Here is a 24701-nt window from a genome sequence, read left to right as displayed (position 1 = left end):
TGCCTCACTCGAGGCAATTCTGCAATTCGGTGTCAAAATAGCAGTATGAAGAGCAAACCTACCCGCAAAAAACCTGATTTTTCTAAGCTAGCGCTCGAGACCTTAGCGGTCCGCGCTGGTACTCGTCGCACAGCTGAATATCAAGAGCATTCAGAGGCCATGTTTCTGACTTCCAGTTTCTGTTTTGATAGTGCTGAGTTAGCGGCTGATGGCTTTGCCCATGCGGACCAAGGTTTTATCTATTCACGCTTTACCAATCCAACTGTCAGTATGTTCCAAGATCGCTTGGCCGCTTTAGAAGGTGGTGAAGCTTGCATTGCAACTGCTTCTGGTATGTCTGCCATTTTGACGATGGCGATGGCGCATTTGCAAGCGGGCGATCATGTAGTTTGCTCACGTTCTGTCTTTGGTGCAACGATTCAGTTGTTCACTAACATCCTCAGTCGCTTTGGAATTACCACTACATATGTTGATTTGGCAGATACCAAGTCATGGCAAGCTGCTGTCCAGCCAAACACCAAACTGTTTTATCTTGAGACCCCATCAAATCCTTTGACTGAGATTGCCGATATCAAAGCGATTTCTAAGATTGCCAAGAAAGCAAAAGCCTTATTTGCGGTAGATAACTGTTTTTGCACACCAGCTCTCCAAAAGCCATTGGCTTTAGGTGCTGATGTCGTGATTCATTCAGCAACCAAGTATTTAGATGGTCAGGGTAGAGTGGTTGGCGGTGCGATTGTGGGCAGCAAAGATTTTGTTATGGGTAAGGTATTCCCATACGTTCGAACCGCAGGACCAACACTGTCTGCTTTTAATGCTTGGGTGTTTCTCAAAGGTCTGGAGACACTTGAGCTTCGTATGAAGCAGCAGAGCGAGAATGCCCTTGCATTAGCGCAATGGCTCGAGAAACAGCCTGGTGTGGAGCGCGTCTACCATCCAGGCCTTAAATCACATCCGCAACATGCTTTGGCAATGCGCCAACAAAAAACGGGTGGGGCTATTCTCTCCTTTGTTCTCAAGGGCGGAAAAAAAGCGGCTTTCAACCTAATCAATCAAACCAAGCTTTGCTCTATTACAGCTAACTTAGGCGATACCCGTACCACGATTACTCATCCAGCGACGACAACGCATTGCCGTGTAACGCCAGAGGCTCGCAAAGTTGCAGGAATTACAGATGGCTTAGTACGTATTGCAGTAGGCCTTGAGAATATCAACGATCTTAAAAGCGATCTTGTTGGCGGCTTGAAGAAGTAAGGTATTCGCTTCTCATGAGCTTTGCTGACGCAACCCAGTTCTGGAATGAGCGCTTTGATAAAGAAGAGTTCATCTTTGGAAAAGAGCCGAATGAGTACCTTGTTGAAAAGGCAAATCAGTATCTCAAGACTGGTGACAAGGTGCTTTGTATTGCTGATGGCGAGGGTCGCAATGGTGTCTGGCTGGCAAAGCAAGGTATGCAGGTGGTTGGCTTTGATGCATCGGATATTGCGCTAGCTAAAGCAAAACAGTTTGCTAAAGATAATCAGGTAGAAGTTGAATATGTATTCTCCGATACTGATAGCTTTATATGGCATGCTAATACTTATGATGCTGTCATCGGAATCTTTATTCAGTTTGCTGATCCGGCAATGCGTAAGCGGATCTTTCAAAAGACTTACGAGACTCTGAAGCCAGGTGGCCTCTTTATTCTGCAGGGTTACACGCCCAAGCAGTTGGAATATAAAACGGGTGGCCCGTCATTGATAGAACATCTCTATACAGAAGAGCTGATTCGCGATTTAGCTCAAGACTTTAATATCCTGGAGCTTCATTCTTACGAAAAAGCATTATCAGAAGGTCCAAGACATACAGGTATGTCTGCCATACTCGGTTTGGTGGCTCAGAAGCCCATTTAGTAATGACTAATTACTGAAGCGCCTTGGGTCGTTGATTGGGCGCAGTGGCATGATGTGAATCTTGCCTCCATCAATTTCAATATAAGACTTATTGCCAGCCTCCAAAGATAAGCGTTTTACCTCAGCAGCAGATGCTTCCCAAGTAATGACATGATTACCTGCGAGTGTGCGTAGTTGAATGACGGCAATCTGACCTAATGAACTGATGTGCTCCACTTTGGCTTCAATTGCTATTTTACTGGGTGTTGCATCAAGGCTGATGCCATCTGCAGGGATGACCCAAGCAACGGGAGTGTGCGGGGGGATCTTGCCCTTATCAACCACATTAAATATCTGATTACATCCACTCCAAGTCAGTTTGCCTTCAGTAAATACGCCTTCAAACTTATTATTGATGCCTACTAGCTCTGCAACGCGAGAATTTCTAGGTCTTTCAAAAAGAACCTGTGGTGGAGCAGTCTGCAGTCCAACACCTTGGTCGATGACAGTAATACGATCTGCTAATAAATCGGCTTCGCGAAGATCATGAGTCACCAACAGAATCGGAATATTTAAATCTTTGCGCAGTTCAGCTAAGGTTTTATAGAGACCTTGGCGTGTTGGCGCATCTACCGCAGAAAAAGGTTCATCCAATAATAAGATCTTGGGTGTTCTTGCCAAGGCTCTTGCTAATGCCACCCGTTGTTGCTGACCGCCAGAGAGTTGATTGGGCATGCGAATGGCTAAATCACCAATACCCATTCGGTTCAGCCATCGTTGTGCTTGTACTTTACGCTCCGTAACATCAGCCACCGAGTTATATAGTGGTATGCAGACATTCTCGAGCGCAGATAAATGTGGAAAGAGGGCGTACTGCTGGAATAAGAATCCGCAAGAGCGTTGGGCAGGGCTGAGTGACGTAGTAATGCCCTTCACTTCATTGGCTTCAAACCAGATTTCGCCGCCACATTCGATTTTTCCCGTTTCAGCATTATTAAGGCCAGCAATAGTTCTTAAGGCGGTTGTCTTGCCGCTACCTGATGGTCCGACCAAGGCATGGAGTTCTCCGGGGACGCATTCGAGACTGAGTTGCAAAGGGTTAGGCGTGGTCTGAGAGAGCTTAATTTTGAACATCAGCTTCTCCACTCTTTAGTGCGCGAGGGGTGACGACCAAACACGCCATATGAAATGGCAATGGCAATTAGCGAAGTGGCTAGCAAGATGAATGAGAGTGCGCCAGCGCCAACGGTATCAAAACTTTGGACTTTGTCGTAAATGGCAATCGAAACAGTTTTAGTTTCTCCTGGAATGGCGCCACCGACCATCAGGATGACACCGAATTCACCAAGGGTATGGGCAAAAGTCAGAACAGCTGCACTGGTAATGCCGCGCCAAGCTAAAGGTAATTCAATGAGGCGAAAGATTTGCCACTGAGAGAGACCGCTCACTTGAGCTGCTTCCCGAATTTCTGGATTAATTGCCTCAAACGCGCGCTGGATTGGTTGAATGGCAAAAGGCAAGTTAACAATCAGTGAGGCAATCAAAATTCCAGTGAATGAAAACACCAGAGGAATACCCAAGATACTTTTGCCACTCAGGCCAACTAGAAGATAGTAGCCTAAAACAGTTGGTGGCAGAACCAGAGGAAGAGCTAGAGCGGCCTCAATCCATGACCTAGCCTTACCCATACTTTGCAGATGATGTGCTACCCAAACTCCAAAAGGAAGAATGAGGACCAAAGTCCAAATAGCTAGCTTTAATGAGAGGATGAGTGCTTCCATGTCCATCGCTGGATTGTATCGTCAGACGCTCTTAGGGTATCTCACTATATAAATAGGGTGGATATAAGCGTTAAATATGCTTTTATACGCATATATTCATATTAATAGACCGCATGAAAGCCAGAGCTCAAAAAGCGACAAAGAACCTAACTCCAAAGCAAATGGAGGCGGTATTTTTAAAGGTAGCCGCTTATTTCAACGTGCTATCAGAGCCTTCTCGCCTGCGGATCATGTATGCAGTTTGTAGCGGGGAAAAATCGGTCTCTGAAGTGATCGAATTGTGCGGTTCAAGTCAGGCCAATGTTTCAAGACATCTTTTGGCATTACACAAAGCAGGCATTTTGCTCCGGCGTAAAGAAGGCGTAACCGTCTATTACTCAATAGCAGATAACGCAACCGTAGATATGTGCCAATCAGTGTGTGCCAAGATTGCTGAAGGTATTCATTAATGATAGAAAAAGATGCTATATCAAACAAGCAAATTGAACTGCGTCCTGAAGATATCTCTGCAGTGGAGAAGTCTGCCCATCGAGCTCGTTTAGTCAAAGCGCCAGAACACTTTGTCTCTCAGGACTTAATTGCTGATATCAATGCCAATGGTATTGATGAAACCCGTCGTGGCTTTTTACGCAAAGGCTTTCTATCGGCTGTCGGCGGGGCAGCAGCAGGCTTGACCGCACCAATGGCTTTTGCAGTCGGCGAAGGTGATCCTGCCATTTTGGAAAAGCAAGAGTGGCAAACCACCTTGGGAAAAAATGTCGCCACCATGCCTTACGGTGTACCTTCAATCTATGAAGCTAATTTAATACGACGTGAGTCACCTGGTTTGACGAGAGTATCAGCTTCCTCAGTAGCATTTACTCCGCTGCAAGGTTTGTTTGGAACCATTACTCCCAATGGTTTGCACTTTGAGCGTCATCACCAGGGTTGGTACAACCTGAATCCAGAAACCCATCGCTTGATGGTGAATGGCATGGTCAAAAATGCGCGCGTGTTCACCATGAATGATTTAATGAGACTGCCATCAGTCTCCCGTAACCACTTTATTGAGTGCGGCGCTAATACCGGCCTAGAGTGGGGCAACGTCGCTGTGCCAACAGTGCAGTACACCCATGGCATGCTTTCTTGTTGCGAATTTACGGGTGTGCCACTCAAGGTATTGCTGGAGGAATGTGGGGCAGATCTGAAAAAAGGAAAGTTCCTGCTTGCTGAGGGAGGTGACGGATCTGGCATGACTCGCACGATTAATCTAGAGAGCTGTTTGGAAGATACGATCGTAGCCTGGAGCATGAATGGTGAAATGTTGCGCCCAGAAAATGGCTTCCCATTGCGTCTAGTAGTTCCGGGTGTGCAGGGCGTTAGCTGGGTGAAGTGGTTACGCCGTTTAGAAGTAGGGGACATGCCTTGGAATACCAAAGATGAAGCGGTTCACTATATTGAATTGATGCCAAATGGTATGCATCGCCAATATGCCTCAATTCAGGAATGCAAGTCTGTGATTACCACTCCATCTGGCGGTCAGCAGTTACTCGACAAAGGTTTTTACAACGTCAGCGGTATGGCTTGGTCCGGACGAGGAAAAATTAAACGCGTTGATGTGTCATTTGATGGCGGTAATAACTGGCGTACCGCACGCCTAGAAACACCAGTCCTCACAAAATCCATTACCCGCTTCAATATCGACTGGGTTTGGGATGGATCCCCCGCAATCTTGCAATCCAGAGCGGTGGATGATACTGGCTATATTCAGCCTTCGATAAAAGTACTGCGTGATTTACGTGGTAATCGCTCGATTTATCACAACAATGCAATTCAGTCCTGGAAATTAGACTCCAATGGCGAGGTGAGCAATGTCCAAGTTGGATAAATTATTTGCTCGTCTAGCGCTATTAGCCCTTGCGGTATTTTCTTCCCAGCTTGCCTATGCGCAAAGTTCACAAGGCGCTACTCAGTATTCAGGCATCGGCCGTAATGCCACACCGGCAGAAGTGATTGCATGGGATATTGATGTTCGTTCTGACTTTAAGGGTTTGCCGAAGGGATCTGGCTATGTAGAACAAGGGCAGGCAATTTGGGAATCTAAATGTGCTAGCTGTCATGGCGTCTTCGGGGAATCTAATGAGATCTTCACCCCAATCGCTGGCGGAACGACAGTAGATGACATCAAAACTGGCAGGGTTGCGTCCTTGTCGGATCGTAAGCAACCACAGCGTACTACCTTGATGAAAGTTCCCACCGTTTCTACTTTATGGGATTACATCTATCGCGCCATGCCTTGGAATGCACCTAGATCTTTAACGCCGGATGAAACCTATGCACTTGTTGCATTTATTTTGAGCTTGGGTGAAATTGTTCCGGATGATTTCGTCTTGAGTAATACCAATATCGCTGAAGTACAGAAAAAGATGCCGAACCGAAATGGCATGACTCGAAATCACGGCTTTTGGAGCGTCAATGGTAAGCCAGATGTGAATGGTTCTTCATGTATGAGCAATTGCATCAAGTTTGTGCAAATCGGGTCTACGCTCCCTGACTTTGCCAGAAATGCCCATGGCAACATTGCAGAGCAAAATCGCCTCTATGGTCCATACCGAGGTGCAGACACAACCAAGCCGCCAATGGACAAGTTACCCGGTTCTGCGGGTGAGGGCTTGGCCCATGCCGCTGATACCCATGCTGCATCTATAAAAGGGCCAGCAGCATTATTTAAGAATGAAAACTGCTCTGCTTGCCATGCGTCAAATGCGAAGTTAGTAGGCCCATCGATTGCCGATATTGCAGCAAAATATAAAGACCAGAACGGGGCTCAGGAGAAGCTCATGGCTAAAGTCAAAAATGGCGGTTCAGGCGTGTGGGGAGCAATTCCGATGCCGCCACAGCCACAGTTATCCAATGAAGATAGGGCAATACTTGTGCGCTGGGTACTTACGGGACAATAGTTTTGCAGAGGGTTTTTTGAAATACCGCTATATTTGATACTAAGAGTAGATTATTTAAGGAGTTTTTATGAATCAGCAGCGACGCAGTTTATTGAAATATTCAGCCGTTTTTGGCTTGATGGCTTCTGCGGGTCTTATCAGCGTAGCCCAAGCGCAAGAGTGGAATAAAGCCGCTTTTGAAGGCAAGAGCTTAGATGATGTATTCAAAATCTTAGGCGCAGGTAGCCCAGATAAATCTGCTGCCGTCACTTTGAATGCTCCTGATATTGCAGAAAATGGCGCAGTAGTTCCCGTTGGCATTACAACTACTCTCAAGGCAGAGCAAATGGCTATCTTGGTTGAAAAAAACCCAAGCTCCTTGGCTGCACAATTCTTCATTCCTGCTGGTACTGAGCCGTTTGTAACTACTCGTATCAAAATGGGTCAAACCTCCAATGTTTATGCTTTGGTAAAAGCGGATGGCAAGTGGAGCATGGCCGTTAAGGAAGTGAAAGTCACATTAGGTGGTTGCGGCGGTTAATTGCCGCGCTTAATTACTCTAAACCCCAATCAATACTATTAACGAATCACTAGATACAAGAGGAAAACATGGCTGATCCAATGCGCGTTAGAGCTGCTGAGAACGGTGGAATTGTGGATGTAAAAATTTTGATGAAGCACGATATGGAATCTGGTCAGCGTAAAGATGCTGCCGGTAAAACGATTCCTGCATGGTTCATCAGCACAATTAATGTCAAAGCAAATGGTAAAGATGTATTGAATGGTCAATTTGGTCCAGCAGTTTCTAAGGATCCATTTTTGAACTTCAAATACAAAGGCGCCAAAGGCGACAAGATTGTGGTGAGTTGGGTCGATAGCAAAGGTGACAAGCGCACCGATGAAGCAACTGCTTCTTAATGCCAAACATCTTTGCCACCTTTATAGTTTTGAAAGGGTAATAAATGCAGCGTAAATTCACCTTAGGCTTAGCCTCAGGAGTATTGGCAACAATCTTGTCAATTTCATCTTCATCGTATGCGCAAAATGCAACAGACGATATTGCAAAGTATCGCGAGATGATTGCAGATGGAAATCCTTCCGAGCTGTATGAAGCTGCGGGTGAAGAGTTATGGAAAAAACCAGCCGGTCCTAAAAACGCCACACTTGAGAAGTGTGATTTAGGTCTAGGGCCAGGAGTTGTGAAAGGTGCAGCAGCACAACTGCCACGCTACTTCAAAGATACTAATAAAGTTCAAGATCTTGAGTCACGCTTGATGACGTGTATGCAAAAGCTACAGGGTCGTGACCTGCAAGAAATAGTTGATGCCCCCTTTCAAAAGGGACCTAAGAAGGATATGGAGGCGATTGTGGCTTACGTTGTCACTTTATCTAAGGGTGACAAGATTAAAGTGAGCACGAATCATCCTAAAGAAAAAGAAATGTATGAGCTTGGTAAGCGTGCATTCTATTTCCAGGGTGGTCCCATGGATTTTTCCTGCGCGTCTTGTCACGGTGAGGATGGTAAGCGGATTCGCTTGCAAGACCTACCCAACATCACTACACAAAAGGGTGCTGCTTTGGGTTGGGGCTATTGGCCAGCATATCGCGTCTCAAGCGGACAGTTTTGGACCATGCAACAGCGTTTGAACGATTGCTATCGTCAGCAGCGTTTCCCATTCCCGATTTATGGCTCTGATTTGACTGTAGCTTTGTCGATGTATATGGCAAAGAATGCCAATGGTGGAACAGTTGAAACTCCTGGTTTGAAGCGTTAATGGATAAGAGACAGAGAATATGAATATGAAGAACATCAAATCCCTCTTAGCTATTACTACTTTTGCAGTAGCAGCATTCAGCATGCAAGACTTTGCAATCGCTCAGCAAGCGAATGACCCTAAATTCAATAAGATGATGAAGGATGGCTTTAGAGCAGATGGTATCGCTGGCTTGGATCGTATTGATCAAGATGCAACCCAAAAGTTCTGTTCTGATCCTGTTTTCTCGACCAGCAAGCAAGGCGAAAAAATGCGCGAGAAGATTCAGAAGATGAATATGGATTCAATCAAGCAGCCTTCTGACGGTAAATATATTGGCGATTGGAAGAAGGGTGAAGCGATTGCACAGAGCGGTCGCGGTGCAACCTGGACTGACAAAGCAGATACCCCAGTCGGCGGTGGTTGTTATAACTGTCACCAGATCGATAAGAAAGAGATTTCTTATGGAACGATTGGCCCCACTCTCTGGAACTACGGCAAGCTCCGTGGGTACTCGCCTGAAGTGGTGACCTATACCTGGAATCGCATCAATAACTCTAAGGCCTATAACGCATGCAGCAATATGCCGCGTTTCGCCCACTTCAAGCTCTTAAATGAGCAGCAAATTCAGGATGTGATAGCTTTACTGTTGGATCCTGCCTCTCCAGTCAATCAGTAAGTTAATAGAAAAAATAAAGAACAGGCCGACAGGCCTGTTTTTGCAAGGGGAACTTTATGTCTTTAAGTCGTCGCGATTTTTTGCAAGCTTTGGCGATTGCATCTGCTGGCGGGATGAGTTTGCAGTCCAATTTTGTGAATGCACAAACCGCTGTCCAAAAATTTTACGATCTACCTAAATTTGGTAATGTCCATTTTCTGCATTTCACAGATTGCCATGCGCAGTTGTTGCCAATCTATTTCCGTGAACCCAATGTGAATCTTGGTATTGGCACTCAAGAAGGCAAGACTCCACATTTAGTTGGTGAATACTTCTTAAAAGCGAATGGTATTGCCCCAGGTACTCATGATGCTTATGCGTTCACCTATTTAGATTATGTGGCTGCTGCGCAAAACTACGGCAAGATGGGTGGCTTTGCTCATATGGCTAGCTTGATTAAACAAATGAAAGCCACTCGCCCAGGAGCGCTACTGCTCGATGGTGGGGATACTTGGCAAGGCTCTGGTACTGCACTCTGGACGAATGGTCAGGATATGGTGGATGCTGCCCTTGCCTTGGGTGTTGATGTGATGACGCCGCATTGGGAGATGACCTTAGGTGAGAAGCGCGTGATGGAAATTGTCAATGGTGACTTCAAAGGTAAGGTTTCTTTCATTGCACAAAACATCAAGACAGCGGACTTTGGCGACATAGTATTTAATCCCTATGTCATGAAAGTACAGAATGGAATACAAGTTGCCATCATTGGCCAAGCGTTCCCATATACACCAATTGCAAACCCTCGCTACTTCACTCCTGATTGGACCTTTGGTATTCAAGAAGAGAATATGCAAAAGACGATTGATGAAGTGAGGTCAAAAGGTGCCAAGGTTGTGGTTCTTCTATCCCATAATGGTATGGATGTGGACCTGAAGATGGCATCCCGAGTGCGGGGCTTAGATGCCATTTTAGGTGGCCATACCCATGATGGCGTTCCTATTCCAGTCAAGGTGAAGAATGCTGGCGGCATCACTCTAGTGACTAACGCTGGCTCAAATAGCAAATTCTTGGGTGTCTTAGATTTTGATGTGAAGGGTGGCAAGCCAGTTGATTTCCGTTACAAGCTGCTGCCTATCTTCTCCAATATGATTCCAGCTGATCCAGCCATGAATAAGTTAATCGCTAAAGTGAGAGCTCCATACGAAGCGAAGTTAGGTGAAAAGTTAGCCACCACTGAAGGTCTTTTATATCGTCGCGGTAATTTCAACGGTAGCTTTGACCAGCTGATTTTGGATGGCCTCATGGCGCAGAAGAATGCAGAGATTGCTTTCTCACCAGGCTTCCGTTGGGGTACCAGTCTGTTGCCAGGCCAGCCGATCACCCGCGAGAACTTGCTTGATCAAACAGCCATTACTTATCCATACACTACTGTCACTAATATGACTGGTGAGACTATAAAAACCATTCTCGAAGATGTTGCGGATAATTTATTTAATCCTGACCCGTATTACCAGCAAGGTGGCGATATGGTGCGGGTTGGCGGCATGCAATACACGATTGATCCAGCTCAAAGTGCAGGTAAGCGTATTACCGATATGCGACTTCATGGCAAACCCATCGAAGCCAATAAGACATATAAAGTTGCTGGTTGGGCACCGGTGAGCGAAGAAGCAAAAAATACTGGTGGCGAACCAATTTGGGATGTAATGGAACGTCATTTACGTGACGTGAAAGTTGTCAAAGCAGTGAAGCTCAATGAACCTGTCATTAAGGGTGTTTCGAATAACCCCGGTATGGCTCCAATCTAATTAACTTCATCGAATAGTCATATGAAAAAACTACTTTCCTTTCTTACTGCTCTGGTCCTTGCTTTAGGGTTTTGCTCCACTGCTTTAGCTCAACCTACGGGCAATACTAAAGTGGTGTATCACATTGATGACGCTGAGACTCAAGGTCTAAAAGGTCTGCGCAACATTCGTAACCATTTGGATACTTCCCCCAATACCATCATCATCGTTGTGACTCATGCCAATGGCGTTGACTTGTTGATGGAAGGTGCTAAAGATAAAAAGAATGGCACAGAATATGCCCCATTGGTTGGTGCATTGAAATCCCGCGGTGTGAAATTTGAAGTTTGTGAAATTACTCTGAAAAATCGTAACCTGAAGAAAGATCAATTCACCCTTGACGCGGATTTCACGCCATCAGGAGTGGTACGTGTAGCTGATCTTCAATATAAAGATGGCTTTGCCTACATCAAGCCTTAAGCATCATGAATAGCTTCAATAGCTATATTCGGTTTGTAAGTCATTTGATAGGGATCCTAATAGGATCTCTCGTCTTTAGTAGTGTCGCTTATGCACAAGCAACTAATCCTGTTGATGCAATCCAACTGAAGCCGGTGCAAGTGGCTCCCCATACTTATTTTGTGCAGGGTTTTGCGCAAATGGGCAGTAGTGCCAATCAGAACTTTATTTCTAATGCGGGTTTTGTGGTTACGCCAGGTGGTGTAGTAGTGATGGATGCATTGGGCTCGCCGATCTTGGCGCAAAAGCTCATTGCTGAGATTAAGAAAGTGACCAAGCAAAAAGTGGTGGCAGTGATTGTGAGTCACTACCATGCCGACCATATTTATGGCTTGCAAGAATTTAAAAAGATTGGCGCCAAGATCTATGCCCAAGGTGAGGGCAGAAACTATCTCTCTTCTGAGACAGCGAAGCAACGTTTGATTGCCTCCAGGATTGACTTTGCACCTTGGGTGAATACAAATACTCAGTTGATATCGGCAGATGTTTGGATTGATAAACAATCTAAATTGAACATTGGTGGGGTGGAATTTTTGATTAGTCGAGTCGGTCCTGCGCATGCCCCAGAGGATTTGATGGTGTATGTTCCCTCAGAAAAAGCCCTCTTTGCTGGCGATCTCGTCTTTCGGGGCCGTATTCCATTTGTGGGCAATGCTGATAGCAAAGGTTGGTTAATTGCCTTAGATGAGATTGCTAAACTCAATCCCAATGTTGTGATTCCAGGCCATGGCGGCTTTTCAGTTAAGCCCAAGGAAGACATTGCTTTTACAAAAAACTATTTGAAGTATCTGCGGGACTCAATGGCTAAGGCCGCTATCAATATGGATCCTTTTGAGGAGGCGTATCAACAGACTGATTGGTCAGAATATGAAGGAATGCCCTTATATAGAGCTGCCAACCGCATGAATGCCTATAACGTTTATCTGTCGATCCAGGCGGAGTAGGGCAATTTTGGCTATTGGGCCTTAAAATAGAGGATTAATTCTAAATCCTTGATTTGTAATGAAATTGATTTTTATCCAAACCCTCTCAGTAGTAGCTCTGAGTGTACTAGTGAGTGCACCAGTATTTGCTGCACCCGATTTGGCAAACGGTAAAACCATTGATCAGCAAAAATGCTATGCCTGTCATGCCAAGAAATCCGGTTTTAGTAATGGCGACATGATTTATACGCGCAGCGATGGCAAGGTGAAGTCGATGGCCAATTTGAAGAAGATGGTGAGCCTTTGTAATACCGAGCTTCGCCTAGATCTTTTTCCTGAAGATGAGGCTGATGTTGTTGCCTATCTCAATCAACAGTTTTATAAATTCAAACCTTAACTTTTTATATAGTCGCTATGGATGTTGTCGATATCAATTCATTAAGCAAGTCAGTCCTTTGGGCGACTTTTGCTATTACTTTTTTGCTTGGTGCAGTGATGCAAAAGACTGGCTTTTGCAGCATGGGTGCAGTATCTGATGTATTCATCATGTCTAGCTGGGAACGCTTAAGGCAGTGGTTTTTAGCCATTGGTGTAGCGATGATTGGTTTTGCCTTAATGTCTTATCTGGGCCTGGTTGATCCTCTGAAGAGTTTTTATACCGGCAATAAGTTTTTATGGCTCTCTACGATAGTAGGCAGTATTTTGTTTGGCTTTGGGATGGTCTTAGCGTCTGGTTGCGGTAGTAAGACTCTAGTGCGGATTGGTGGCGGTAATTTGAAGTCTGTAGTCGTCTTTATGGTCTTAGGTTTAACTGCCTATATGACGATGCGTGGCTTTTTGGGTGTCATCCGGATTAATACTTTGGATACCATCTTCATTGCATTTAATACGCCACAAGATTTGCCGAGTCTTCTGAGTGCTCCATTGGGAATGGCACGCTCACATCTTCATCTGGCTTTGGGTTTCATGATCGGCTTTGCATTCATTGCTTATGCGCTTGCTAGCAAAGCATTTTGGACTGCTAATAATCTATTCGCTGGCGTAGCGGTAGGTCTTGCTATCTGTGCAGTCTGGTGGATATCTGGCAATCTAGGATATGTTGCTGAGGATCCCAATACGCTTGAGGAAGTGTTCTTAGTCACCAACTCTGGTCGCATGGAGAGCTTATCTTTTGTAGCGCCATACGCATATTCTCTAGACTGGCTCATGATGTATAGCGATACCTCTAAAGTATTGACGGTTGGCATTGTTGCAGTGGTGGGGATGATCTTGGGCTCAGCATTTATCTCATTAGCCACAAAATCTTTTCGCTTTGAATCCTTTCGGGATGCCGAAGATACTGGCAATCATTTAGTGGGTGCTGCATTGATGGGGTTTGGTGGTGTTACTGCCTTAGGCTGCACTGTAGGTCAGGGTTTAAGTGGCATCTCTACCCTTGCAGTCGGCTCTCTGTTAGCTTTACCAGGTTTTATCTTTGGTGCCTACTTAGCACTCTGCTATCTCAAAATGCGCCATGCTCCTAACCCCTGCGCTTAATCAGACTAGGCAAAATACATGCAAATTGATTGGCTCTCATTCACACCCATTCCTTCTTTGTTAGGGGGAATAATTCTGGGTGTTGCAGCAGCCCTTTATGTATTGTTTCATGGTCGAATTTTAGGTATCAGCGGAATTATTTCTGGTCTCTTGCGTCCCAAGTCAGGCGATCGCGCATGGCGCATGGCTTTGATTTTGGGATTACTCACTGCTCCATTATTGGCAGCATTATTTTTTGAAATACGTCCCATTGTTGAGGTAGAGGCTGATTGGCTTGCGGTAGTTATTGCCGGTCTTTTGGTGGGCTTTGGCACTCAATATGGCTCTGGTTGCACCAGTGGCCATGGTATTTGTGGACTCTCGCGTTTATCACCTCGTTCTTTAGTGGCTACGGTCTCGTTTATGACTGCTGGCTTTTTGATTGTTTTTGTTCTGCGTCATGTGATCGGAGGCTGATGTGAAAAGGCACTTCGGTTTGTTGAGTCAATATCTCATTGGCGTCCTTTTTGGGGTGGGCTTGATTATTTCTGGCATGAGCAATCCACAGAAAATCTTAGGATTTCTGGATTTAGCAGGAACGTGGGATCCATCCTTAATATTTGTCATGGCGGGTGCTGTGATTGTGGGTCTTGGCGGCTTTTATGTCGTCAGCAAAAGAACAGAAGCCTTTTTTGGTGACGCCTTGCATATCCCCCAAAGACGAGACATCAGCAAACCTCTCATCATTGGCAGTCTGATATTTGGGTCAGGCTGGGGGATTGCTGGATTTTGCCCAGGCCCAGCCATCGTTGCTCTTGGTGCTGGCCACTTGAAGGCGCTGGTATTTGTGCTTGCGATGTTGGCTGGAATGGCGCTTTGCGACCGGTTCTTTGGCGCCCATAAACACGCGGTCTAGTTCGGCCTGATTTAGAATCACTCCTATTCATAGTGTTAATTCTTAATTGAAGAGGGTGTCATGAGTCTTCCTATTACTTGTCATAACGATCAATTCGGCACACTTGGTCAAATTGATCCAAGCCATCTTGCTGAAATTGCTCAGCAAGGCTATAAAAGCGTCATCAATAATCGCCCTGACGGTGAAGGCGGTCCTGATCAGCCAAAGAATGCTGATATTCAAGCTGAAGCAGAAAAATTAGGCTTGCAATACGCCTACTTGCCAGTGGTGCCTAGCGCGATGACTGTTGAGCAAGTGAGAGAGATGGCACGTTTGTTAAACACGATGCCTAGTCCAGTTCTTGCATTTTGCCGATCAGGTGCTCGATCAACCAATTTATATCAACTTGCATTGCAAGTGAAATAAATCCACAGTACTGCATCACAATGCGCATCGCCATCCCAGAGGAGCGAAAGCTTGTTCATGAAATGATCATGCCCATTCGTTGGGGTGACATGGATACTTATGGACATGTTAACAACACTGTGTACTTTCGGTATATGGAGCAATCGCGTGTTGAATGGATTACTTCAATGGGTTATCAAGTAGCCCCTGGGCGTGAGTCGATGTTGATGATGAATGGTTTTTGTAACTTCTATAAACAACTCTCTTACCCAGGTGAATTGATCCTCAAAACATCGATTGGTGCTATCGGTAGAACCAGTATGGATGTCTATACCAGCATGTCTTTAACCACTTCGCCTGAAGAAGAGGCTGCGATTGGTGGTGCTACGATGGTTTGGGTAGATCTCGCTACCAATAAATCAGCGCCTTGGCCTGAACACATTTTGCAGAAGATTAGCTAACGCTGCGATATGCAACCTAGCAATCCGCATATTTTAAAGTTAGATCAATTTCTGACAGAGTTAGATCGTTTTGATCTCATTATTGATGTCAGATCACCCGCTGAGTTTGCTCTCGATCACATTCCAGGCGCTGTCAACTACCCCGTTTTAGATAATGAAGAACGCGCCAAGATTGGTACTTTGTATAAGCAAGTTTCTCCTTTTGCAGCAAAGAAGCTGGGTACCGCTTTAGTTTCTCGCAATATTGCTCATCATCTAGAAGACTATTTATTGGAAATGCCCCGTGAATGGCGACCATTGATTTATTGCTGGCGCGGTGGTGAGCGGAGCGGGGCGTTTACTCATATCCTCAATCGTATCGGCTGGAAAGCGATGCAGTTAGAAGGTGGTTATCAAGGGTTCAGAAGAACTGTGATTGATGGATTAGAGGCCGCAGCAAAGCATTTCTCTTTTCAAGTGATTTCTGGCATGACGGGTAGCGGTAAAACAAGAGTACTCCAAGAGGCGCAGCAGTATGGTGCTCAGATCCTAGATTTAGAAGACCTCGCGATTCATCGTGGCTCGGTTCTAGGCAATGAGCCCAATATCGAGCAGCCTTCACAAAAAGGTTTTGAAACTGCGCTTTGGAATGCGCTGCGCTCACTAGACCCAACTAAGCCCGTGCTCGTAGAATCAGAAAGTAAAAAGGTAGGCGGTGTTCACATCCCCGATGCCTTGATGGAAAAGATTCGCAATGGCGCCTGCATTGAATTGAGATCAAGCACCCAAACACGGGTGTCATGGTTAATTCGTGAATACCATCATTTTTTAAGTGATACTGATAATTTCAAGCGTAAATTAGCACTACTCACAGCACATTATGGAAAAGTGCAAATTGCCCAATGGAATGAAGCAATTGACGCAAAGCAGTTTCCATCTTTAGTTGAAGAGTTGTTGGTCATGCACTATGACCCTTCCTATCAATCCTCCATAGTGCGCAACTTTCCTCAATATAAGATTGAGAATTTTGTACAACTAGAGAATGACAGTGATGAGGCCTTTGCTAAAGCAGCAAAGGCCATCGTGGCAAAGCTAAACCTAAATTAGCTAAAAGCTTGAATGCCGGTTTGAGCACGACCCAAAATGAGAGCGTGAATGTCATGTGTACCTTCGTAGGTATTCACAACCTCCAAGTTCATCATGTGACGCACCACGCCATACTCATCCGAGATGCCGTTACCACCATGCATATCACGTGCCATACGGGCAATCTCTAGAGACTTGCCGCAAGAGTTACGTTTCATAATGGAGGTAATTTCAGGAGCAGCGATGCCTTCGTCTTTCATGCGACCTAAACGCAAGCAACCTTGCAATCCGAGTGCAATCTCGGTTTGCATATCCGCTAATTTCTTTTGAATCAGTTGATTGGCAGCCAAGGGTTTGCCAAACTGCTTGCGATCTAAGGTGTATTGACGCGCTGCATGCCAGCACCATTCAGCTGCACCTAGTGAGCCCCAAGAAATACCGTAACGTGCAGAGTTTAAGCAGGTGAAGGGTCCTTTCAGGCCAGTAACTTCTGGGAATTCATTTTCAGCGGGCACAAACACTTCATCCATCACAATTTCACCGGTAACAGAAGCGCGAAGACCCATCTTGCCACTGATCTTTGGAGCGCTTAAGCCCTTCATCCCCTTTTCTAAGATGTAGCCGCGAATAACGCCTTCATCATTTTTAGACCACACTACAAATACATCAGCGATTGGGGAGTTAGAGATCCACATCTTGGAACCCGTCAAAGAAAATCCACCGGGTACTTTCTTAGCGCGAGTAATCATGCCGCCAGCATCTGACCCATAGTTTGGTTCAGTTAAGCCAAAGCAGCCAATCCATTCGCCCGTGGCTAATTTAGGTAAGTACTTTTGCTTTTGTGCTTCACTACCAAACTCATTGATAGGCACCATCACCAAAGAGGACTGCACGCTCATCATGGAGCGGTAACCAGAATCGACCCGCTCGATTTCACGAGCAATCAATCCATAAGAGACGTAATTTAAATTGGCGCCGCCGTATTGTTCCGGAATGGTGATACCTAAGAGACCGAGCTCACCCATCTCACGAAAGATAGAGGGGTCAGTAGTCTCATTGCGATAGGCCTCCAAAATGCGGGGCATGAGACGCCCTTGAGCGTATTCAGCGGCAGCATCACGGATCATGCGCTCTTCTTCAGTTAACTGGGTATCAAGTAAGAGGGGGTCTTCCCAATTAAAGCTGGCTTTGCTCATGTTTCTAGTTGTCCTATAGATTGTTTTCTGACCGCTTCCTGCGTAAGTTCAGGAATGCGGATATTCTTCTTTCTATTATCCATTTTTCTTGACTTATGGACTCGCCGAGACGACACCATCGCTATTACGACCTGATTTTGGCTGCCTTTGTGGTCGTGCTTCTGTGCTCGAACTTTATTGGTGCTGGTAAAGCGGCAGTGGTGAACTTGCCGTATTTTGGTGAATTGACCTTTGGCGGCGGTATTTTGTTTTTCCCGATCGCCTATTTCTTTGGCGACATTCTCACAGAAGTTTATGGTTACGCTTATGACCGTCGAGCTGTTTGGGCGGGATTTGCTGCTTTAGCATTTGCAGCCATCATGGCACAGATCGTGATTGCGTTACCAGTGGCACCCGGCACTTACATGGCCAACTATCAGCATGGTTTAGAAACCGTCTTTGGCAACTCTTGGCGCATTGCCCTGGCTTCCATGTTCTCATTTTGGTGCGGTAGTTTTGCCAATAGCTTTGTATTAGCCAAGATGAAAATTTGGACTCAAGGGCGTTTTTTATGGATGCGCACGATTGGTTCGACTGCAGTAGGGGAGATGGTTGATTCTTCATTCTTTTATATGTTGGCTTTTTATGGCATCTGGCCAACCCACGAAATTATCCAGGTAGCCTTAGCTCAATATGCTCTGAAAACGGCTTGGGAGGTTTTGGCGACACCTTTCACCTATTGGATCGTCAATTTCCTTAAGCGCAAAGAGAATGAGGATTATTACGATATCCACACGAATTTCACCCCATTTAGGGTCAAAGTCTAATCAGCACTTGATTTAAGGCTTTCCTCGCTCTAAACCGTTAAAATATCGGTCTTTGCTCCCAATACTGGGGGTATCTATTGAATTGAATTTCAGAAAGCTAGAAAACATCCGTGTTGTCCGCATCTAATATCACCATGCAGTTCGGGGCGAAGCCCTTGTTTGAAAATATTTCCGTGAAGTTTGGCGGTGGTAATCGTTATGGCCTCATTGGTGCCAACGGTTGCGGTAAGTCTACCTTCATGAAAATTCTGGGTGGCGAGTTAGAGCCAACTAGCGGTAATGTGAGCTTAGACCCCGGCATTCGTTTAGGTAAATTGCGTCAAGATCAGTTTGCTTATGAAGACGTGCGGGTACTCGATGTAGTGATGATGGGTCATGAGGAGATGTGGAAAGCTGCCGCTGAGCGTGATGCCATCTACGCCAACCCAGAGGCTACTGACGAAGACTACATGAAGGCTGCTGAGCTCGAGGGGAAGTACGCTGAGTATGGTGGCTATACCGCGGAAGCAAAAGCGGGTGAGTTGTTATTGGGTATTGGTATTCCGATTGAGCAACATGATGGCCCCATGAGCAACGTTGCTCCGGGTTGGAAATTGCGTGTCTTGCTTGCTCAAGCTTTGTTCTCAGACCCAGATGTTTTGCTCTTAGATGAGCCAACCAATAACTTGGATATTCACTCCATTCATTGGTTAGAAGATATTTTGAATGAGATCAAAAGCACGATCATCATCATTTCCCATGATCGCCACTTCCTCAATGAAGTCTGTACGCATATGGCCGATATGGACTATGGAACCTTGAAGGTCTATCCAGGAAACTACGACTCCTACATGCTGGCATCGGTTCAGGCACGAACACAACAGTTAAGCAATAACGTGAAAGCCAAAGAAAAAATTGCTGAATTAGCGGCTTTCGTAGCCCGCTTCTCAGCAAATGCTTCTAAAGCACGTCAGGCAACTTCACGCCAGCGTCAGTTAGAGAAGATTGAGGTTGTTGAAGTAAAGCCATCCTCGCGTCAAAACCCGTTCATTCGTTTTGATACTGAGAAAAAGCTGCATAACATGGCCGTCGAGTGCAATGCACTCACTAAGGCCTATGACCGCGTGATCTTCAAGAACTTTAAGTTAGGTGTGCGTGCTGGCGAAAAAATTGCCATCATTGGTCAAAACGGAGCAGGTAAGACAACACTTCTAAAAACTATTCTCAGCAAGCGCTTCGATGGTATCAGCGCAGATAGTGGAGATGTGAAGTGGGCAGAGAATGCGAACGTCGGCGTAATGCCGCAAGACAATACGGATATGTTTGCTAAAGATGAGCTGCTCATGGATTGGATGAATGAGTGGCGCAACACTGGTGACGATGATCAAGTCATTCGTGGCACTTTGGGACGCCTCTTATTTTCCGGTGACGATATTGGTAAGTCAGTAAAAGTCCTTTCTGGTGGTGAAAAGGGCAGGATGATTTGGGGCAAACTCATGCTCCAAAAATATAACGTGCTAGCAATGGATGAGCCAACCAATCACATGGATATGGAATCGATTGAAAGTTTGCAAATTGCGCTTGAAAAATTTGATGGTACTTTAATCTTTGTTTCCCACGACCGCGAATTTGTTTCTGCTTTGGCTAACCGTATTTTGGAAGTGAAGATGGACGGTACGGTTGTCGATTACTCGGGCACTTACGAAGAGTATTTACGTAGCCAGGAATTAACTGGTTAAGCTGCTAAGTCAGTAATGGAGATTTAAAAGAAAATAAGCCTGCGAAGATTACGCAGGCTTATTTTCTTTGGCCTGTCGCTGAAAGCGGGTAGCAGTACCATCCTCGCGGATGCGCTTCCACACAGAGGCTTTTTCTGCATCAGAGAAAAAGACCCAATTACTCACCTCATGCAAGGTTCGGCCGCAGCCTTGGCAAATCTCATCGTAGAGAGTCGTGCAGACACCAATACAAGGTGAATCTGATTCATCGTCTCCAGTTGATAAGGAGTGTGATCCATCTTGCACTTGGGGAGATTTAGGTTCGTTGCTTCCAGAATTCATGGAAGTACTTTAGTCGATTTCAGCGGACTATGCTCGGCAAGCTCATCGACATAGGCACCAATGCCTTGGTGCTCACGATCTAGGAAATGTCCAATGGCCTTTGCAAATCTTGGGTCTTTAAGAAAGTGGGCGGATTGCAGGGTGGTGGGTAAAAATCCGCGCGCCATCTTGTGCTCACCTTGTGCGCCCCCCTCAAATGTCTGAATCCCTTCTTTAATGCAGTATTCAATCGCCTGGTAATAAGCAGTCTCAAAGTGCAAACAAGGGATGCGTTCTAGTGCACCCCAATATCTGCCATAAGCTTTGGAAGATTGTTGATCAACCACTAGCAATGACGCAGCTATCGCAATTCCATTGCGCTCAGCCAGTATGAGGTGCAAGTTCTCTGGCATCTGTTTTACCCAGAGCTTGAAGAATGATTCGCTTAAGTAGGGGCTCGAGTGGTGTTCTAAATAGGTATTTTGATAGCACTCAAAAAAGAATTCCCAATCTAGATCGCTTGAATCTTTTCCAGGCACATGCCTAAACGTAATAGCCTCTTTTGCGACTTGCTCACGTTCACGACGAATATTTTTACGGCGTTTCATGGTGAGCACTGATAGAAATTGCTCAAAGTTCTGAAAGTCTTGGTTATGCCAGTGAAACTGTACTGAATCTCGTAATAAGAAGCCTTGCTCTTTTAGATGAGCTGCCTCATTAGGCATTGGAAATAGAATATGCGCCGATGAAAGATCATTGTCTGTCAACAAAGACTTGAGACCAGCAATCAATACCTTCCGAATTTCGGTAGCGCTTGAGTCAGCTCTACATAAGATACGTGAGCCCTGTACAGGGGTGAAGGGAATGGCGCAAAGTACCTTTGGATAATAGTTCAGGCCCTGTTGCTCGTAAGCCTGCGCCCATGACCAATCGAAGACAAACTCACCATAGGAATGCCGCTTTAAGTAGAGCGGCATTGCACCAACTAATTTACTTGCTTGTTTTAAAACAAGATGGGCTACTTGCCATCCCGTAATGCCGCCAACGCAACCGGTCTCTTCGAGGGCGCTTAAAAATTCATATCTCAGAAAAGGGCCAGCATCGGCATCGAGGAGGGCATTCCAATCTGCGGCAGATACATCAGATAGATGATCTAGTATTTCTAAAGAGTATTGTTCAGAGCCTGACACTGTTAGCGTTGAATGAATTCAATTTTGTAACCATCAGGATCTGTCACAAAAGCAATGATGGTATCTCCGCCCGCAACGGGTCCAGCTTCACGGGTGACGTTACCACCTGCCGCTTTAATCTTGTCGCAAGTAGCGTAGGCGTCAGGAACACCGATGGCAATATGACCATAGGCTGTACCCAAGTCATAAGAATGAACCCCATGGTTGAAGGTCAACTCAATCTCAGCCTGCCCATCGGCATTGCCTTTACCAAAGCCCACAAATGCCAAGGAGTACTTTTGCTCTGGACGCTCGGTAGTGCGCAATAAATTCATGCCGAGTACTTTGGTGTAAAAATCAATTGAGCGCTGGAGGTCGCCAACGCGTAACATCGTGTGTAGCATCATCATAATTTACATCGCTCCGTAGTTAGGGCCGCCACCACCTTCGGGGGTAATCCAAACAATGTTCTGACTTGGGTCTTTAATATCGCAGGTTTTGCAGTGGACGCAGTTTTGTGAATTAATCTGTAAGCGTGGTTGACCATCTGCCTCAATGTATTCATAAACGCCAGCAGGGCAGTAGCGTTGCTCTGGACCCGCATAGGTTTTGAGATTGAGGCTGACTGGAATCGTTGCATCTTTTAGGGTGAGGTGTATCGGTTGATTCTCAGCATGGTTCGTATTAGAAATAAACACTGAGGAGAGACGATCAAAGCTGATTTTGCCATCAGGTTTTGGATAATCTATAGGCTTGTGCTGCGCTGCTGGCTCTAAGCACTCATGATCAGCATGTTTGAGATGCACAGTCCAAGGCATATTGCCACCGAGCACTTTTTGCTCAAGACCAACCATCAGCGTTCCTAAGTAGAGTCCTTTCGACATCCAAGCTTTGAAGTTGCGCGCTTGATTGAGCTCAGTATGTAACCAGCTGTTTTGGAAAGCAGCTGGATAGCCTGCCAAAATATCGGCAGAACGATTGTCATGAAGTGCTGCAACTGCAGCTTCTGCAGCCAGCATGCCTGTCTTAATCGCAGCGTGGCTACCTTTAATGCGTGAGGCATTTAAGAAGCCAGCATCGCAACCAATAAGTGCGCCACCCGGAAATACAGTTTTAGGAAGACTATTCAAGCCGCCGGCAGTCAGCGCTCGTGCACCATAAGCAATTCGTTTACCACCTTCAAACGTGTCACGAATCTTCGGATGTAATTTATAGCGTTGGAATTCTTCAAAGGGTGAGAGGTAAGGGTTCTTATAGGAGAGGCCAACTACTAAACCAACAGCAACTTTGTTATCCCCTAAGTGATACAGGAAGGAGCCACCATAGGTGTCACTTTCTAATGGCCAACCAGCGGTATGCACTACCAATCCAGGCTTGCTCTTGGAAGGCTCAACCTCCCAGAGTTCTTTAATGCCGATGCCATAACTTTGAGGATCAGAATCTTTATCTAAGGCGAACTTAGCAATTAACTGTTTACCAAGGTGGCCCCGAGAACCTTCAGCGAATAGGGTGTATTTGCCACGCAATTCCATACCTAGCTGAAATTGATCGGTAGGCTTACCTTCTTTATCTAAACCCATCGAGCCAGTGATCACGCCGCTGACTGCACCTTGTTCGTTGCACAAGATATCTGCTGCTGGAAAGCCTGGGAAAATTTCTACACCAAGTGCCTCAGCTTGTTCACCTAGCCAACGGGTTACGTTAGCCAAGCTCACAATATAGTTACCCTCATTTTTAAAGCATTCGGGCAAGATCCAGTTGGGAACTTGATATGAGTGATCAGCACTTAAAAATAGAAATTGATCTTGTGTGACTTTCGTAGTGAGTGGCGCCCCTAATTCTTTCCAGTTGGGAAAAAGTTCGTTTAACGCTTTAGGGTCCATGACAGCGCCAGACAAAATATGAGCACCGATTTCAGAGCCTTTTTCTAAAACACAAACGCTGATGTCATTGCCAGAGGCATTCGCAAGCTGCTTGGCTTTAATTGCTGCTGAAAGACCGGCTGGACCACCTCCAACAATAACCAGGTCGTAATCCATGGATTCTCTGGGCCCGAATTGTTCTAGTAGCTCCACCTGGTTCATGCAATTTCTCCGAGATTTCTTAAAAATAGGGTATTTCAGCCCAGATAGTTTAGTTCTAAGTGCTAAAAACCAATTTAGTGCCAGGACTATCAATGCTTAAAGCCTGAGGCGTTATGATTACTTTTTTACCCTTTTTGGCAATATTAGGACAAAAGTTATGAATAAAACTTACCCATCGGCAGTAGATGCCCTGCGGGATATCTTGAAGGATGGACAAAAGCTAGCGGTTGGTGGTTTTGGTCTTTGCGGAATCCCGGAGGCTCTGATCCAGGCGGTGAAAGATCTCGGAGCCCAAAATTTGACTGCCGTATCGAATAACGCTGGGGTGGATGGTTTTGGTCTTGGAATACTGCTGAATTCACGTCAAGTAAAAAAGATGGTTGCATCCTACGTTGGTGAAAACAAAGAATTTGAACGTCAATTTCTAGCTGGTGAGTTAGAACTCGAGTTCACGCCACAAGGAACTTTGGCCGAAAAATTGCGCGCTGGTGGATGCGGCATTCCTGCCTTCTATACCAAGACGGGTGTTGGCACCTTAGTTGCTGAAGGCAAAGAGCTAAAAGAATTTGATGGCGAAAAATACATTATGGAGCGCTCTATTGTTTCTGATATTTCCTTGGTGAAGGCTTGGAAAGCGGACCGTTCAGGAAATTTGGTCTATCGCCATACCGCTCGTAATTTCAATCCAGTAGTTGCGATGGCAGGAAAGATCACGGTTGCAGAGGTAGAAGAGATTGTTGAGAACGGTGTCTTGGACCCTGCTGAGATTCATACTCCAAGCATCTATGTGCATCGCTTGGTTATCAATAGCACCCCTGAAAAGCGTATAGAACAGCGCACACTTTCAGCGACTCGCTAGTTATCTAAAAGAACAAT

Annotated in this window: 29 protein-coding genes; 22 read left to right on the top strand and 7 right to left on the bottom strand. The window is 45.6% G+C overall.

Translation table 11 applies throughout. The features are described 5' to 3' along the window. Positions 1-45 precede the first annotated feature (45 nt). Together ICN21_RS02720 and ICN21_RS02715 are read left to right on the top strand one after the other, a co-directional pair. The gene (locus ICN21_RS02720) at positions 46-1254 is read left to right on the top strand and encodes an O-succinylhomoserine sulfhydrylase (RefSeq protein WP_215294795.1); all 1209 of its coding nucleotides are present in this window, start codon (positions 46-48) and stop codon (positions 1252-1254) included. A 14-nt stretch (positions 1255-1268) separates the two neighbouring features. Continuing rightward, on the top strand, positions 1269-1892 hold the full coding sequence (locus ICN21_RS02715; protein ID WP_216176538.1) for a bifunctional 2-polyprenyl-6-hydroxyphenol methylase/3-demethylubiquinol 3-O-methyltransferase UbiG: 624 nt from the start codon (positions 1269-1271) through the stop codon (positions 1890-1892). A gap of 6 nt (positions 1893-1898) precedes the next feature. On the opposite strand, the gene ICN21_RS02710 is transcribed toward ICN21_RS02715, so the two are convergent. After that, a complete protein-coding gene (locus ICN21_RS02710; protein ID WP_216176536.1) occupies positions 1899-3005 on the bottom strand; it encodes an ABC transporter ATP-binding protein in 1107 nt (368 codons plus the stop codon). After that, a complete protein-coding gene (modB, locus tag ICN21_RS02705; protein ID WP_216176534.1) occupies positions 3005-3658 on the bottom strand; it encodes a molybdate ABC transporter permease subunit in 654 nt (217 codons plus the stop codon). The genes ICN21_RS02710 and modB overlap by 1 nt, the downstream gene beginning before the upstream one ends. A 107-nt stretch (positions 3659-3765) precedes the next feature. Between modB and ICN21_RS02700 the strand changes: the two genes are divergently transcribed. From ICN21_RS02700 to mnmH, 17 genes are all read left to right on the top strand, one after another. Beyond that, a complete protein-coding gene (locus ICN21_RS02700; RefSeq protein WP_215318057.1) occupies positions 3766-4101 on the top strand; it encodes a metalloregulator ArsR/SmtB family transcription factor in 336 nt (111 codons plus the stop codon). A gap of 62 nt (positions 4102-4163) precedes the next feature. Next, positions 4164-5519, top strand: a complete 1356-nt coding sequence (soxC, locus tag ICN21_RS02695; RefSeq protein WP_370624044.1) for a sulfite dehydrogenase — start codon at positions 4164-4166, stop codon at positions 5517-5519. Then, complete coding sequence (locus ICN21_RS02690) at positions 5503-6591, top strand: c-type cytochrome (protein WP_216176530.1); 1089 nt, start codon at positions 5503-5505, stop codon at positions 6589-6591. Before soxC ends, ICN21_RS02690 begins: the two co-directional genes overlap by 17 nt. Positions 6592-6658: 67 nt before the next feature. Then, the gene (gene soxY, locus ICN21_RS02685; RefSeq protein WP_215294781.1) at positions 6659-7111 is read left to right on the top strand and encodes a thiosulfate oxidation carrier protein SoxY; all 453 of its coding nucleotides are present in this window, start codon (positions 6659-6661) and stop codon (positions 7109-7111) included. A 68-nt stretch (positions 7112-7179) separates the two neighbouring features. Beyond that, the gene (gene soxZ / locus ICN21_RS02680; RefSeq protein ID WP_087909856.1) at positions 7180-7488 is read left to right on the top strand and encodes a thiosulfate oxidation carrier complex protein SoxZ; all 309 of its coding nucleotides are present in this window, start codon (positions 7180-7182) and stop codon (positions 7486-7488) included. Positions 7489-7532: 44 nt separating this feature from the next. Next, positions 7533-8345, top strand: a complete 813-nt coding sequence (gene soxA / locus ICN21_RS02675; protein WP_215294779.1) for a sulfur oxidation c-type cytochrome SoxA — start codon at positions 7533-7535, stop codon at positions 8343-8345. A 19-nt stretch (positions 8346-8364) separates the two neighbouring features. Next, positions 8365-9003 (top strand): sulfur oxidation c-type cytochrome SoxX, encoded by a 639-nt coding sequence (gene soxX, locus ICN21_RS02670; RefSeq protein ID WP_216176528.1) that lies wholly within the window; start codon positions 8365-8367, stop codon positions 9001-9003. Between the two features lie 56 nt (positions 9004-9059). Further along, on the top strand, positions 9060-10790 hold the full coding sequence (gene soxB / locus ICN21_RS02665) for a thiosulfohydrolase SoxB (RefSeq protein ID WP_216176526.1): 1731 nt from the start codon (positions 9060-9062) through the stop codon (positions 10788-10790). A 21-nt stretch (positions 10791-10811) separates the two neighbouring features. Beyond that, positions 10812-11249 carry a DsrE family protein gene (locus ICN21_RS02660; protein ID WP_216176524.1) on the top strand — a complete coding sequence of 146 codons (438 nt, stop codon included), beginning with the start codon at positions 10812-10814 and terminating at the stop codon, positions 11247-11249. A 5-nt stretch (positions 11250-11254) separates the two neighbouring features. Continuing rightward, positions 11255-12232, top strand: coding sequence for an MBL fold metallo-hydrolase (locus tag ICN21_RS02655; protein ID WP_216176522.1), 978 nt, complete (start codon positions 11255-11257; stop codon positions 12230-12232). A gap of 58 nt (positions 12233-12290) precedes the next feature. Next, positions 12291-12608 (top strand): hypothetical protein, encoded by a 318-nt coding sequence (locus ICN21_RS02650; RefSeq protein WP_216125898.1) that lies wholly within the window; start codon positions 12291-12293, stop codon positions 12606-12608. A 17-nt stretch (positions 12609-12625) separates the two neighbouring features. Next, entirely contained in the window at positions 12626-13747 is a 1122-nt protein-coding gene (locus tag ICN21_RS02645) for a YeeE/YedE family protein (RefSeq protein ID WP_216176520.1), read from the top strand. Positions 13748-13765: 18 nt separating this feature from the next. After that, a complete protein-coding gene (locus ICN21_RS02640) occupies positions 13766-14203 on the top strand; it encodes a YeeE/YedE family protein (RefSeq protein ID WP_216176518.1) in 438 nt (145 codons plus the stop codon). 1 nt (position 14204) lies between these two features. Beyond that, positions 14205-14642 carry a DUF6691 family protein gene (locus ICN21_RS02635; RefSeq protein WP_216176516.1) on the top strand — a complete coding sequence of 146 codons (438 nt, stop codon included), beginning with the start codon at positions 14205-14207 and terminating at the stop codon, positions 14640-14642. Between the two features lie 60 nt (positions 14643-14702). Next, positions 14703-15047 (top strand): TIGR01244 family sulfur transferase, encoded by a 345-nt coding sequence (locus ICN21_RS02630; protein WP_215318038.1) that lies wholly within the window; start codon positions 14703-14705, stop codon positions 15045-15047. A gap of 68 nt (positions 15048-15115) precedes the next feature. Further along, the gene (locus tag ICN21_RS02625) at positions 15116-15487 is read left to right on the top strand and encodes a thioesterase family protein (RefSeq protein ID WP_255534177.1); all 372 of its coding nucleotides are present in this window, start codon (positions 15116-15118) and stop codon (positions 15485-15487) included. Positions 15488-15496: 9 nt separating this feature from the next. Next, on the top strand, positions 15497-16573 hold the full coding sequence (gene mnmH / locus ICN21_RS02620; protein ID WP_216176513.1) for a tRNA 2-selenouridine(34) synthase MnmH: 1077 nt from the start codon (positions 15497-15499) through the stop codon (positions 16571-16573). Here mnmH and ICN21_RS02615 read toward each other — a convergent pair. Then, positions 16570-17748 carry an acyl-CoA dehydrogenase gene (locus tag ICN21_RS02615; RefSeq protein ID WP_216176511.1) on the bottom strand — a complete coding sequence of 393 codons (1179 nt, stop codon included), beginning with the start codon at positions 17746-17748 and terminating at the stop codon, positions 16570-16572. The two genes, mnmH and ICN21_RS02615, sit on opposite strands and share 4 nt — an antisense overlap. A gap of 95 nt (positions 17749-17843) precedes the next feature. Here ICN21_RS02615 and ICN21_RS02610 point away from each other — a divergent pair, with 95 nt between their 5' ends. Continuing rightward, positions 17844-18554 carry a queuosine precursor transporter gene (locus ICN21_RS02610; RefSeq protein WP_216176509.1) on the top strand — a complete coding sequence of 237 codons (711 nt, stop codon included), beginning with the start codon at positions 17844-17846 and terminating at the stop codon, positions 18552-18554. Between the two features lie 110 nt (positions 18555-18664). After that, complete coding sequence (locus tag ICN21_RS02605) at positions 18665-20272, top strand: ABC-F family ATPase (protein ID WP_215294752.1); 1608 nt, start codon at positions 18665-18667, stop codon at positions 20270-20272. Positions 20273-20320: 48 nt separating this feature from the next. Here ICN21_RS02605 and ICN21_RS02600 read toward each other — a convergent pair whose 3' ends face one another. From ICN21_RS02600 to ICN21_RS02585, 4 genes are read right to left on the bottom strand one after another with little or no spacing between them, the layout of a single operon-like run. Further along, on the bottom strand, positions 20321-20593 hold the full coding sequence (locus tag ICN21_RS02600; protein ID WP_215294750.1) for a DUF1289 domain-containing protein: 273 nt from the start codon (positions 20591-20593) through the stop codon (positions 20321-20323). Continuing rightward, on the bottom strand, positions 20590-21762 hold the full coding sequence (locus ICN21_RS02595) for a GNAT family N-acetyltransferase (RefSeq protein WP_216176507.1): 1173 nt from the start codon (positions 21760-21762) through the stop codon (positions 20590-20592). The genes ICN21_RS02600 and ICN21_RS02595 overlap by 4 nt, the downstream gene beginning before the upstream one ends. A 2-nt stretch (positions 21763-21764) precedes the next feature. After that, positions 21765-22151, bottom strand: coding sequence for a lactoylglutathione lyase (gene gloA / locus ICN21_RS02590; RefSeq protein WP_215318031.1), 387 nt, complete (start codon positions 22149-22151; stop codon positions 21765-21767). 3 nt (positions 22152-22154) lie between these two features. Further along, entirely contained in the window at positions 22155-23825 is a 1671-nt protein-coding gene (locus ICN21_RS02585; protein WP_216176505.1) for an electron transfer flavoprotein-ubiquinone oxidoreductase, read from the bottom strand. 157 nt (positions 23826-23982) lie between these two features. On the opposite strand from ICN21_RS02585, the gene ICN21_RS02580 reads away from it, so the two are divergent. Beyond that, on the top strand, positions 23983-24684 hold the full coding sequence (locus ICN21_RS02580; protein WP_216176503.1) for a CoA transferase subunit A: 702 nt from the start codon (positions 23983-23985) through the stop codon (positions 24682-24684). The last annotated feature ends 17 nt before the right edge of the window (positions 24685-24701 follow it).

The sequence above is a fragment of the Polynucleobacter sp. AP-Feld-500C-C5 genome, assembly GCF_018882265.1.
In the GTDB taxonomy this organism is placed as follows: domain Bacteria; phylum Pseudomonadota; class Gammaproteobacteria; order Burkholderiales; family Burkholderiaceae; genus Polynucleobacter.
The sequence above is the reverse complement of the archived record's forward strand: the minus strand, read 5'-3'. Positions and strand labels throughout refer to the sequence as shown.

Bases quoted from the DNA above. Each gene is read 5' to 3' on its own strand.
- ICN21_RS02720 (WP_215294795.1), top strand. From the start codon at position 46: ATGAAGAGCAAACCTACCCGCAAAAAACCTGATTTTTCTAAGCTAGCG.
- ICN21_RS02715 (WP_216176538.1), top strand. From the start codon at position 1,269: ATGAGCTTTGCTGACGCAACCCAGTTCTGGAATGAGCGCTTTGATAAA.
- ICN21_RS02710 (WP_216176536.1), bottom strand. From the start codon at position 3,005: ATGTTCAAAATTAAGCTCTCTCAGACCACGCCTAACCCTTTGCAACTC.
- modB (WP_216176534.1), bottom strand. From the start codon at position 3,658: ATGGACATGGAAGCACTCATCCTCTCATTAAAGCTAGCTATTTGGACT.
- ICN21_RS02700 (WP_215318057.1), top strand. From the start codon at position 3,766: ATGAAAGCCAGAGCTCAAAAAGCGACAAAGAACCTAACTCCAAAGCAA.
- ICN21_RS02690 (WP_216176530.1), top strand. From the start codon at position 5,503: ATGTCCAAGTTGGATAAATTATTTGCTCGTCTAGCGCTATTAGCCCTT.
- soxY (WP_215294781.1), top strand. From the start codon at position 6,659: ATGAATCAGCAGCGACGCAGTTTATTGAAATATTCAGCCGTTTTTGGC.
- soxZ (WP_087909856.1), top strand. From the start codon at position 7,180: ATGGCTGATCCAATGCGCGTTAGAGCTGCTGAGAACGGTGGAATTGTG.
- soxA (WP_215294779.1), top strand. From the start codon at position 7,533: ATGCAGCGTAAATTCACCTTAGGCTTAGCCTCAGGAGTATTGGCAACA.
- soxX (WP_216176528.1), top strand. From the start codon at position 8,365: ATGAATATGAAGAACATCAAATCCCTCTTAGCTATTACTACTTTTGCA.
- soxB (WP_216176526.1), top strand. From the start codon at position 9,060: ATGTCTTTAAGTCGTCGCGATTTTTTGCAAGCTTTGGCGATTGCATCT.
- ICN21_RS02660 (WP_216176524.1), top strand. From the start codon at position 10,812: ATGAAAAAACTACTTTCCTTTCTTACTGCTCTGGTCCTTGCTTTAGGG.
- ICN21_RS02655 (WP_216176522.1), top strand. From the start codon at position 11,255: ATGAATAGCTTCAATAGCTATATTCGGTTTGTAAGTCATTTGATAGGG.
- ICN21_RS02650 (WP_216125898.1), top strand. From the start codon at position 12,291: ATGAAATTGATTTTTATCCAAACCCTCTCAGTAGTAGCTCTGAGTGTA.
- ICN21_RS02645 (WP_216176520.1), top strand. From the start codon at position 12,626: ATGGATGTTGTCGATATCAATTCATTAAGCAAGTCAGTCCTTTGGGCG.
- ICN21_RS02640 (WP_216176518.1), top strand. From the start codon at position 13,766: ATGCAAATTGATTGGCTCTCATTCACACCCATTCCTTCTTTGTTAGGG.
- ICN21_RS02630 (WP_215318038.1), top strand. From the start codon at position 14,703: ATGAGTCTTCCTATTACTTGTCATAACGATCAATTCGGCACACTTGGT.
- ICN21_RS02625 (WP_255534177.1), top strand. From the start codon at position 15,116: ATGCCCATTCGTTGGGGTGACATGGATACTTATGGACATGTTAACAAC.
- mnmH (WP_216176513.1), top strand. From the start codon at position 15,497: ATGCAACCTAGCAATCCGCATATTTTAAAGTTAGATCAATTTCTGACA.
- ICN21_RS02615 (WP_216176511.1), bottom strand. From the start codon at position 17,748: ATGAGCAAAGCCAGCTTTAATTGGGAAGACCCCCTCTTACTTGATACC.
- ICN21_RS02610 (WP_216176509.1), top strand. From the start codon at position 17,844: ATGGACTCGCCGAGACGACACCATCGCTATTACGACCTGATTTTGGCT.
- ICN21_RS02600 (WP_215294750.1), bottom strand. From the start codon at position 20,593: ATGAATTCTGGAAGCAACGAACCTAAATCTCCCCAAGTGCAAGATGGA.
- gloA (WP_215318031.1), bottom strand. From the start codon at position 22,151: ATGATGATGCTACACACGATGTTACGCGTTGGCGACCTCCAGCGCTCA.
- ICN21_RS02585 (WP_216176505.1), bottom strand. From the start codon at position 23,825: ATGAACCAGGTGGAGCTACTAGAACAATTCGGGCCCAGAGAATCCATG.
- ICN21_RS02580 (WP_216176503.1), top strand. From the start codon at position 23,983: ATGAATAAAACTTACCCATCGGCAGTAGATGCCCTGCGGGATATCTTG.